Source organism: Pedobacter sp. MR2016-24, assembly GCF_026239655.1.
Classification (GTDB): domain Bacteria; phylum Bacteroidota; class Bacteroidia; order Sphingobacteriales; family Sphingobacteriaceae; genus Pedobacter.
This window is the reverse complement of record NZ_JAPIVO010000009.1, coordinates 43,286-54,929: the sequence shown is the minus strand read 5'-3', so window position 1 is coordinate 54,929 and position 11,644 is coordinate 43,286. Positions and strand designations below refer to the sequence as shown.

The following is an 11,644-nucleotide window of genomic DNA, read 5'->3' as shown; positions in this document are numbered from 1 at the left end:
TTATTATTGTCCGAAGTTGTACAAGAGAGAGAAGCGGAGTGTATTGGCCAATGGATTTCTCTGGATATTGCCCGCTACATAAGCAAAATCAAGATGAAAAGACTCATATTTCACACCAACACCAAGAGTGAGATAACGTCTGTTCCCTTTGTCAGGATTTTCATAGAAATAACCTGTTCTTAACGCAAATTGCTGTTTGTAGAGGTATTCTAATCCGGTGCCGATGCTAATTTCCCGTAATTCTTCTTTCCCTCCACCCGGTGCGTCATTAAAAGAGCTGAAAATGGCCGAGGGTACAGAGCGTACAGGACTGCTACCCGCAACAATGTTACCATCCTTGTCGTAGATTGGTTGCGTTGGCACCAGTAATTTATTCAGGTCTACTGCAAGGGTAAATTGATTGTCATCATCAACCATTAAAGTCGCTGCGCCCCCAATCTTTAAATTGGCGGGCAAAAAATAACTTATATTCTCACTACCATATCTCATTTTGGCGCCTATATTGGCTATATATAGCCCTCCTGAAACTATAGCTTCCTTATTAAACAAAGTGGTCGGATGCTGATAAAATGCAGATACATCGGCAGAGAATGATTTTCCCGGAGCAGTAGATTGCCCGGAAACAAAAGCCCCCGATAGTAAATTCGAGTAGATATACCTAAATGCTGTTCCTAAAGAAAACGAATTGCCAAACTTTCTGGCATAGGTAAAATCAACCGCCACTTCACTTGGGCTATAAATGCCCATCTGCTGAAAATTGGCATCATTCAATTCTATATCCCCCAGGCTGAAATACCTTATCGACAGACCGAGAGCATTCCTGTCGTCTGGCTTGTAATATCCACTGAAATAACCCAGGTTCACATCAGGCAGCAGACTCCTTAACCAGGGACTGTAAGAAACTGAAATACCACGATCTGCTTCGAGAAATGCCAGTTTAGAGGGATTGATACTCATCGCGTTACCATCAGGTTGCACTGCAACTCCCGCATCGCCCATTCCTCCCGCTCTTGCATCTGGGGTGATGAGTAAAAACGGAACTGCAGTAGTTAAATTACTTGTGCCGCTACCGTTAGTTTGCGTCCCCGGCTGTACGGTTTGTGCTGACAAGGGTAAGTAAAATGAGCTAAAAAACAGGATACAGAAGGTGGCCTTCGACTTTAAAAAGTCCGATATGGTCTCACTTCTATTTCTTTTTTCTCCTTTTAGCAGCGTCATGATCATCAAGTCCGGGAATGTATCCCTCTACTTGTTATTCCCGCAAAAAAGCATTGCGGGTAATATAAAGATCTGTTTAAGATGGATATCTTCGCTGTTCAAGTTGTTCATTTCACAGGCAGGAAAGCTTGGGGAAGTTAAACCAGCTTTAAAGCAATTGCCCGCAAATAAGCAATGTTAATTGAACATCTGCTGGAATCCGTTTTCCAGCGCTGCTTTATAGTTTTCATGGTTGAAGCGATAAAGATTCGGAGACTTATGTGCTCCACCTTTACGGGGCTCCTCCAGTTTCTCTAAAATATTGAAGGAAAGTATCTTTCTTGCAAAATTGCCCCGGTGGAGTTTTTTCCCAAGAATAGTTTCATAGAGGCGCTGCAATTCCGGCATCGTAAATTCTTCCTGCAACAGATTGTATCCGATAGGTTTAAAATTGAGATGCTGACGTAAGGATTCCAGTGCCTGATTCAGGATATCTTTATGATCCAAAGCCATCTCAGGAAGATGGTCTACCGAGCACCATTCACAGGCCTCCGAAAGATGATCGGCGACAAGTGTTACCGACAGGTAATTTACCAGCGCATAAAAACCGATAGAGATAAAACGCTGACCTAGCCAGGCATGCGCATCAAAGAGGTCTTTGTTACCCTTTGTTCTTGCTGGCGAACCAAATACGGCAAACTCCTGGAGAAAGACTTTTTGTGCACCGGAACGTTCTTTTAATGCACGGTGTGCAGCATCCTTCACATCCTCATCCTGCCTTACAAATCCGCCCGGCAGCATCCACTGCTGCCGCTTTCTGCTCTTCAGCAGCAACACTTTCAGCTGCCCGCCCTGAAAGCAAAACACCGCACAATCCAGAGAAATATGAGAAAGGTATTCCGACGCTGCTTTACTATCTTTAATCAATTTCTCCATTAGAACAAACATAAAAAAAAATGTCCAGGTTTTACTCCACCCGGGCATTGTCAAAACCCTATTGCTTCGGGCTAATTCTTAGCAGCCTGACTAATGACAACCATTACCGGAAAATGGTCTGAGGGGAAATGTCCCATAAAAGAATTGGTCAGCACACCGTAACGGCGGGCAGTAAATGCATTACTTAAAAATACATGGTCAATCCTATCCGTGGTTGGTGTCAATTTAAATCCGTTAAATGTCCCGCTATTGCTCAACTTAATTGACGCCGTATCAAACGCATCTTTAAGAAAGCCGGAATTGTTAAACAAATGGTAACTCTCATTCTCCTGCGACACGTTAAAATCTCCGGTAAGCATCACAGCCGATGTACCCGCAATTTCCTTCATCTTTCGCATAATCAGTTTTGAACTTTCTCTTCTTGCTTCTACCCCAACGTGGTCAAAATGTGTATTAAAATGATAAAACTGAAGACCAGTTTTTTTATCTTGAAAGCTCGCCCAGGTGCAAATTCTGGGTAAAACTGCATCCCAGCCTTTATTTGGATGCTCAGTATCTGTCGCCGACAACCAGAAGGTACCGCTGCTGATCAGATTCAACCTGTCCTTTTTATAAAAAATGGCAGCGTATTCGCCTTTTGTTTTGCCATCATCTCTGCCTACACCCACGTAGCTGTAGTTATCCATTTCCGAAAGATCTTTGATTTGTCCGGCTAAAGCTTCCTGCACACCAAAAACGTCAAAATCATAAAAACGGACCATATTACGTAAAAGATCTTTCCGATGAGGCCAGGCATCCAGTGAATCACCAGGATTGTTATACCTGATATTATAACTGGCGATGTTTAAATCCTGTGCACGCAGATCTGCTATAGTGATCGTAAAAACGACTATTAACAGCAATATGTTTTTATATTTCATGATGCTTCTAAATCTCCCGCAAAAATAGCGCTTTCAGGTTAAGCCATTATTAAGAAATACCAGGCGGAGCCTGATAAACCTTTTTATCGCATGATTATTTCTTTGGATACAGCATTCTTAACGCATTAAAGACGGCCTGATGGGTAACCGTAGCGTGGTCCTCTTCTGGTAAATAATCAAAAAACACCTGTACATTTTTAGACTTAGCCTGCCTGATTTTTGCGGCCAGCAATTTTGCATCGTCTTCCATCACATGATTTTTAGATCCATCTATAGACCCCTCTTTCCCAACGCCAATATATACAGCCGTCGGATTCTCGTAGGTACTACTCAAAACTGCAGGATTTTCCCTTAACAGGTAACCATCTTTCCACCAGAGACTCGGACTGATAATGATATATTTATTGAATAAATGAGCTTTTGTAAATAGAATTTCTGTCGCCAGAAGACCGCCTAATGATTGTCCTATAAGCGTTCTGGAACTATTGGTCTTATACCTTTTGTCTACATAAGGTTGTAATTCCTTTTCAAGAAATGCAATAAAATCAGCCGAACCACCATTTTCAGGAACTAACTGATGATCACTTTCTCTTTTGCTTGCTGAAGTAAAATTATACTTGCGGTTGGTATTTGCGATACCAATAACGATTGACTTCGGAATTCTGTTGATCCATGCAAATGTATTGAACTGCACCAATCCGGCAATATGTATAAAGTCTTCATCTGCAGATCCATCCAGCAGATAAATCACTGCATAGTCTGCTGTACTGTCATAATCATCCGGCAGATAGACATTCAAAATCCTGTCCTCCCCCAGAATCGCAGAGTGTAAGGTTTCCACTTTACCCAGAACAAAATCTTTACTGGTTTTAGCTGATGAAGTATTTTGTGCCCTGATGGACAAGGAAAACGAGCAGAACAGGAGAATAATCGATAGTGGTTTCATTTATCTTTTTTATTGGGCTGCAAATATAAACCATTAGGCTGCTATTCCACAAAGGTTAATACCGTACTATAATCAGTTAATTTAGGAATAACGGCCGGTGACAATATCTTGTACTTTTAGAACTAAAATCCTGAGCCAAGATGAAATATTTAACCACCCTGATTTTTACGCTGGGCACGATCAGCTGTTTTGCACAGCTCCGTCCATATCATCCAAATCATGAGGAATTGCTCCAATCCTATCGCAATGCAGCAAAATTGGACAGTACAGCCGCAAAAAAAATATACAAAGCCAATGTAAAAGCGAAATGGAATCCAGCCGGCGAAAGCTTCTGGTACCGTAATAATCTCGCTAATAATACACATGAATATGTGCTGGTAAATATAACCGGAAAAAGAAAGAGCAGCGCGTTTGACCATGAACAGCTGGCAAAGGCGCTGAGCAGTGTTACAGGAAAAACAGTATCCGCAACAGACTTGCCGGTTACCGATTTTATCCCCGGATCAGGCAATCAGGAGTGGTTTATAAATATTGATAAACAATGGTTTACCTGGAATACTACAACTAATATTTGTAAAGCTGCAAGCAAGCCGGCAAAGACCTGGGAAATTGATGATCGACCATTGCAACGCAGGTTAAGCCGCTGGGAACATCCTCTGCAAGATTCAGTTTCCCCAGATAAAAAATGGATCGCCTTCACTAAAGGCGGAAATGTATTCGCCAGATCCGTCTCCACTAAGGAAGAAATACAGTTTACCAAAAACGGAAGCAAGGAAATGCCCTATGGAGCATTGTCATGGTCGCCCGACAGCAAAAACATAGTCGGTTATCATATCGACCCGAAAGAGGAAAAAAAGGTATACTATGTGCTCAGTTCCGAACCCGGAACGAGTCGCGGTCAGCTCCGTTCTCAGGACTATATGCAGCCAGGAGATGATTTTACAACTTACGAAATGCACATTTTCAATCTTCCTTCAAAAAGTGTACGCAAAGTATTAACAGATAAAATCGATTTCTTCGGCAATCCTCTATTACACTGGCGAAAGGATAATCCTGCTTTCTTTACTTTTGAACGGGTAGACCGTGGTCATCAGCGATTCCGAATCATCGAGGTCAATACACAAACGGCAAAAACACGCCATGTCATAGACGAGCAGACAAAAACCTTTATTTACGAACAACGTATTTACACCCATTACCTGCCAGATACACATGAAATTATCTGGGCAACAGAAAAGGATGGCTGGCGTAGTCTTTACCTGATGGATGAACTTACCGGCAAACAGAAAAAAAAGATTACCACCGGCAACTGGGTAGTGCGGGAAATTGACAGCGTAGACAGCAAAAAAAGGCAAATCTGGTTCAGGGCCAGCGGAATGAATCCAAATGAAGACCCCTACAATATCCATTATTACCGGATTGGCTTTGATGGTAAAAATTTAATCTCCTTAACCCCTGCAATTGGAAATCATAGCCTGGCATTCTCGCCAGATCGCTCCGTATTCACAGATACCTGGTCGCAGGTAAATGTCCCTCCCCTAACCACCTTAAACGCTACAGCGACAGGCCGAAAAATGATGGATATCGAAACAGCAGATGTAGCAGATTTCATCACTACCGGAATTAAATTTCCTGAAGTATTCACGGCGAAAGGTCGTGATGGAAAAACTGCTATCTGGGGGATTGTTTGTAAACCTTCCAATCTGGACAGCAACAAAACCTATCCGATCATAGAAAATATATACGCAGGTCCGCAGGACTCCTTTGTACCGAAAAATTTCATGCCTTACAGCGAAATGCAAAGTCTGGCAGAATTGGGTTTCATTGTTGTACAAATGGATGGTATGGGTACCGCAAACAGATCGAAAGCTTTCCATGATGTATGCTGGAAAAATCTCGCAGATGCGGGTTTTGAAGACAGGATCCTCTGGATGAAAGCCCTTGGTAAAAAGCACTCCTACGCAGATACCACACGAATTGGCGTATACGGCACTTCCGCAGGGGGACAAAATGCTGGTGGTTCAGTGCTGTTTCATCCGGAATTTTATAAATCGGCCGTTGCTGCCTGTGGTTGCCATGATAACAGAATTGACAAACAATGGTGGAACGAACAATGGATGGGTTATCCCTTAGGTCCGCATTATGAAGCACAGTCCAACATTACCAATGCCAGCCGCTTAAAAGGCAACCTCATGCTCGTTGTTGGCGAGGCAGACACGAATGTACCACCAGAATCTACTTACCGTTTTGCAGATGCACTGATTAAAGCGGGCAAAAACTTTGATCTCGTAACAGTTCCCGGAATGGGGCATAGTGACGGTGGCGTATTTGGTAAAAAGAAAAAAAGAGACTTTTTTGTAAAAACACTGCTCGGTGTAGATGCACCAGACAGGAATACTAACGAATTAAATGTCAGCAAATAACAAAACCATGAATTGTAAATTTATCAGGATTCTCTGCATTGCCTTAATGACAACTGCTACAGTTTCCGCAAAAGATTATACGCTGGTATCACCAGATAAAAAAATTAAGATTATTGTCAGCGTAACTAAAACCATTTCCTGGTCGGTCTCAAGAAATGAAGAGCTGCTGATTACCCCTAGTCCGATGGCCATGACCTTCGCAGGCGGGCGCAACCCCGGACTTCATCCTACAGTTGTTAAAGCTGGAAAAAGCAGCGTAAATAAAATGATCACCGCGGTTATTCCCGTGCGTAATAAATATATCCCGGAGCTATACAATGATCTCAAACTAAGTTTTAAAAATAATTATGCAATAGAATTCCGTGCTTATAATGATGGGGTTGCCTATCGTTTTGTAACTGCTTTCGGTGATCAGCCAGTAGAGGTAAATGACGAGCAGGTAGCATTCAATTTCAATGATAACTGTCAGATCTATCTGCCTAAAGAAGATAATCCGGAATTACAATCCCATTATGAAGGAGATTTCAAGTCTATGAAACTCACTGATGTTAATACTGGCCAGTATGGCTACCTCCCCCTTTATATCTCTTCCGGTTCAGGCACTAAAATGGTAGTCACAGAGGCAGATCTGCATGACTATCCTAACCTGTTCCTTTACGGTACAGGCGGAAAAAGTCTGACAGGAAAATTCCCAAAAGTCATCCTCGAAACCACACCCAAAGGGAAATCAGACAGAACGGAGCTGATTGTAAAAAAGGCAGTATACAATGCAAAAACTACGGGAACCAGAACATATCCCTGGCGGACAGTGATCATCAGCGGATCTGACAAAGACCTGTTGGAAAATGAACTGGTTTATAAACTGGCCCGTCCGAATGTGCTGAAAGATACTGATTGGATTAAACCCGGTAAAGTGGCCTGGGACTGGTGGAACGACAACAATATTTACGGTGTCAATTTTAAATCAGGCATCAATACTGCCACCTACAAATATTTCATTGACTTCGCCTCAGAATATGGTTTGGAGTACGTGATTCTCGATGAAGGCTGGTCGCGCACCACAACGGATCTGTTAGCCTCTGCGTCACAGATAGATATTGAAGAACTGGTACGATATGGCAATAGCAAAAATGTAGGATTGATTTTATGGGCTTTGTGGAAACCGCTCGACCAAAATATGGATGCTATACTAGATCAATATGTGAAATGGGGGGTTAAGGGTGTTAAAGTAGATTACATGGCACGGGCAGATCAGTACATGGTTAATTTTTATGAACGTACCTCAAAAGCTACCGCACAGCGTAAGTTGCTGCTGGATATGCATGGTGCCTATAAACCTGTGGGACTGAACCGGGAATATCCCAATTTACTGAATTACGAAGGTGTAAGGGGAATGGAAAATAATAAATGGGAAGAAACGATCACCCCTGCCCATAATGCTACATTGCCGTTTACCCGGATGGTAGCCGGACCAATGGATTTCACTCCCGGTGCAATGCTGAATACCAATAAAGGTGAATTTCATATCAATAATACCTCACCCATGAGTATGGGCACCAGGGCACATCAAACCTCCATGTACGTCATCTATGACAGTCCGCTGCAGATGTTATGTGACAATCCATCCAACTACAAGAGAGAACCTGTCTATACTCACTTTATAGCACGTTTCCCAACTACATGGGATAAAACAGTTGCGCTCGAAGGAAAAATTGAAGAGTATGTAGTGGTAGCCAGAAAAAACGGAGATAAATGGTATATTGGAGGGATGACCAACTGGGATGCAAGAAGTTTTACTATTCCGCTGACCTTTCTGGAAGGAAAAAAATATAAAATAGAAATATTAAAAGACGGAATTAATGCAGGCAAACATGCAGCAGATTACCAGTTGCTTACAGAAGAAATAAATAAAGGGGATAAATTGCAAATTGATATGGCTGCCGGTGGCGGATATACTGCTATTCTAACCCCTGTAAACTAATTATAGATGACATACCTGGAAAAGTTAGCTGCGATACGTTCGCAAATGCGGAGTTCGGCAGTAGATGCCTACCTGATCCATTCTGCAGATCCGCACATGAGTGAATACCTGCCGGCACATTATAAATGCCTGGAATTTGCCTGCGGTTTTACAGGCAGTGCAGGGGTGCTCGTGATTACGCAGGATTTTGCTGGACTCTGGACAGATTCCCGCTATTTTAACCAGGCGGAAGAGCAATTAAAAGATACAGGATATGAACTGGTAAAACTTAAAATTCCACATACACCGGAATATATACAATGGCTGCCAAAATACGCGCAGATTGCCTGTAATTTCAAGCTCCTTTCTGTTACCCTCTCAGCGCTGTTCAAAGCAAACCACATGCAGGTAAGCCATGCAGATTTTTTGGATCCGATCTGGGAGAACAGACCCGAACTACCATCAGCACCTGCATTTTTATTAGCAGAAAAATATAGTGGTAAACCATTGGTAAAAAAACTGGAAGAAGTACGTGAAGTGCTCAGCAAAACCGGAGCTACTGCGCACCTCATTTCTTCTCTTGATGATATTGCCTGGCTGTTCAATATCCGTGGAACGGATGTAAAATGTAATCCTGTGGTACTCAGTTTTTGTCTGATCCTGCAGGATCAGGTATTACTTTTTATAGATAAGGGCAAATTCACTGCTGCTGATATCCTTGAGTTCAGCAATGCAGGAGTTACATTATCCGCTTATGGCACTGTAGAGGCACATCTTGCCAGGCTGAACCTTCGAGAAACATTGCTCATAGATCCTAAACGTACCTGCACTTACTTGTACAATCTGGTTCCTGAAGAAGTGCAGGTGCAGCTGGGCATCAACCCAAGCACACATTTAAAGTCAGTAAAGAACACCACCGAAATCAGCAACTTCAAACAAGCTATGATCAGGGATGGCGTAGCCATGACGCGTTTTGTGAAATGGTTAAAGGAAAACGTTGAACAGGAAATAATTACTGAATTATCGGCCTCAGAGAAACTAAAAGGATTCCGGGCAGAACAGGACAGCTTCGCAGGTGTAAGTTTCGACTCCATTGCGGGTTATAAGGCGCATGCGGCCCTGCCGCATTATATGCCGACAACAGTTACCGATGTGCAGTTAAAGGCGGAAGGCATGTTCCTGATAGATTCTGGCGGACAATATTATCTGGGCACAACTGACATTACGCGGATGGTGATCCTGGGGCCGGTTACCGCAGAAGAAAAAACAGATTATACCCTGGTGTTGAAAGGATTGATTGAAGGATCGTCCGCACAGTTCCCGACAGGCACCTGTGGATACCAGCTGGATGGAATTATCCGTAAACCCTTATGGGATCACGCAAGGAATTATGGTCACGGTACAGGGCACGGTGTGGGTTATTTCCTGAACGTACATGAAGGTCCACAGTCCATCAGTCCGGATAACCTGCCTATCCCTTTTCTGCCTGGTATGGTCACTTCCATAGAGCCGGGTATTTACCGACCAGGCAAACATGGTGTCAGAATAGAAAACCTGGTGCTGACCGTAGCAGCCGCACAGTCGGACTTTGGCAGCTTCCTGAGCTCGGAAACCATTACGATTGCAATGATAGATACTGAAGCGATTGACATCACATTATTGGAGCAGCGTCATATCAACTGGCTGAATAACTATCATGAATTTGTGATCAGGGAGCTTAAACCTCACCTGACCACGGAAGAATTGTCATGGCTGATCAGAAATACTTTTCTGCGCAGTCTGTGACCTGATGAAATAATATATCGGGATTCCGATTAAGGTAATAATCAGTCCCGGCCAGGTGAACTTGGGCTTATACACAATCAGCAGTATACAGAAGGCCAGCCCCATCAGGATATAAATGATCGGCAGTACAGGGTAACCTATCGCCTTGTACGGCCGCTCTGCATCGGGTCTCTTTTTTCTAAGGATAAAAATCCCAAAGATCGTCAGTATATAAAAGCCCACTACTACAAAAGAGATCATATCCAGCAGGTCTCCGTACTTACCACTAAAACACCATAAACAAGCGAAGATACATTGAACCCATAAAGCAAAACCCGGTACAGCATTGGTATTCAGGTCGCCCGCTTTCTTGAAGAACAAACCATCTTTAGCCATCGAATAATAAACCCTGGCTCCGGCCATGATCAATCCATTATTGCAGCCAAAAGTAGAGATCATGATCATCACTGCAATAATGATCGTACCACCATTCCCAAAAATAACATGCGAAGCCGTAACAGCTACCCTGTCTTTTTCCGCCGAAGCAATTTCCGGTAAGGTTAATACCCCCGTATACATCACGTTAGCCGCTACATAGATGATCGTTACGGTCAGCGTACCCAGAAAAAGGCTAAGGCCAATATTGCGTTTGGGGTTTTTCACTTCTCCTGCGATGAAGGTTACATTATGCCAGGAATCACTGCTAAAAATAGACCCCACCATCGCTGCGGCAACAGCACCCAGCGCAGGAATAAAAGTATAGTGTTCTTTGTTGCCAGATGGCAGCAGTTTATGCATATCCCAGGCATTGCTCCAGTTTGCATTCCATATTTCTACTTTAAATGCCCAGAAACCAAAAAGGATCAGTCCGCCTAAACTCAATATCTTCACAATCGTAAACGTGGTCTGTATCATTTTTCCACTCTTCACTCCCCTGGTATTTAAATAAGTAAGGAAAATGATCACACAGACGGATAAAAGCTGTGCCGGGGAAATCGTCATAAAACCAAAGTCCATCAGCACCAGATCCTCACTGATCTGCGGAAAGATATAGGCGGTGAACTTGGCGAAAGCTACACCTACTGCGGCAATTGTAGCCGTTTGTATCACGGCAAAAAAGCTCCAGCCATAGAGAAAACTGACCAGTGGATTATATGCCTCCTTCAGATAAACATATTGTCCGCCTGCTTTGGGAAACATCGAACTCAGCTCTCCATAACTCAAAGCCGCAGCAAGAGTCATAAAACCGGTAATTACCCATACAAATATCAGCCAGCCAGAACCGCCAACGTTTCTTACAATATCGGCACTAACGATAAAAATACCCGAGCCGATCATACTTCCTGCCACAAGCATTGTTGCATCCATCAGACCCAGGGTGGGTCTGAACGACGTTTTTGGTTCATTCATAAAAAAAGAGGTTTTGGTTTGTTGTATTTCAAAAATAGAAGAATACAAACTGAAAAATATTCAATTATTAATCAATCATTGACAGATA

Annotated in this window: 8 protein-coding genes; 3 read left to right on the top strand and 5 right to left on the bottom strand. The window is 43.0% G+C overall.

What is annotated here, in order from left to right; all coding sequences use genetic code 11:
* Window positions 1-3: 3 nt before the first annotated feature.
* From porV to OQX62_RS22895, 4 genes are all read right to left on the bottom strand, one after another.
* Window positions 4-1,218, bottom strand: a complete 1,215-nt coding sequence (gene porV / locus OQX62_RS22910; protein ID WP_265833996.1) for a type IX secretion system outer membrane channel protein PorV — start codon at window positions 1,216-1,218, stop codon at window positions 4-6.
* Between the two features lie 177 nt (window positions 1,219-1,395).
* On the bottom strand, window positions 1,396-2,133 hold the full coding sequence (locus OQX62_RS22905; protein WP_265833995.1) for an NUDIX hydrolase: 738 nt from the start codon (window positions 2,131-2,133) through the stop codon (window positions 1,396-1,398).
* 71 nt (window positions 2,134-2,204) lie between these two features.
* Window positions 2,205-3,053, bottom strand: a complete 849-nt coding sequence (locus tag OQX62_RS22900) for an endonuclease/exonuclease/phosphatase family protein (protein ID WP_265833994.1) — start codon at window positions 3,051-3,053, stop codon at window positions 2,205-2,207.
* 94 nt (window positions 3,054-3,147) lie between these two features.
* Window positions 3,148-3,999 (bottom strand): alpha/beta hydrolase, encoded by an 852-nt coding sequence (locus tag OQX62_RS22895; RefSeq protein WP_265833993.1) that lies wholly within the window; start codon window positions 3,997-3,999, stop codon window positions 3,148-3,150.
* A 140-nt stretch (window positions 4,000-4,139) separates the two neighbouring features.
* On the opposite strand from OQX62_RS22895, the gene OQX62_RS22890 reads away from it, so the two are divergent.
* The 3 genes from OQX62_RS22890 to OQX62_RS22880 are packed head-to-tail and all read left to right on the top strand — an operon-like array spanning window position 4,140 to window position 10,167.
* Window positions 4,140-6,422: a prolyl oligopeptidase family serine peptidase gene (locus OQX62_RS22890; protein ID WP_265833992.1), complete on the top strand. Its 2,283-nt coding sequence runs from the start codon at window positions 4,140-4,142 to the stop codon at window positions 6,420-6,422.
* 7 nt (window positions 6,423-6,429) lie between these two features.
* Entirely contained in the window at window positions 6,430-8,403 is a 1,974-nt protein-coding gene (locus OQX62_RS22885) for a glycoside hydrolase family 97 protein (protein ID WP_265833991.1), read from the top strand.
* A 6-nt stretch (window positions 8,404-8,409) separates the two neighbouring features.
* A complete protein-coding gene (locus OQX62_RS22880) occupies window positions 8,410-10,167 on the top strand; it encodes an aminopeptidase P family protein (RefSeq protein WP_265833990.1) in 1,758 nt (585 codons plus the stop codon).
* On the opposite strand, the gene OQX62_RS22875 is transcribed toward OQX62_RS22880, so the two are convergent.
* Entirely contained in the window at window positions 10,129-11,556 is a 1,428-nt protein-coding gene (locus tag OQX62_RS22875; RefSeq protein ID WP_265833989.1) for an APC family permease, read from the bottom strand. The genes OQX62_RS22880 and OQX62_RS22875 overlap by 39 nt on opposite strands.
* Between the last annotated feature and the right edge of the window lie 88 nt (window positions 11,557-11,644).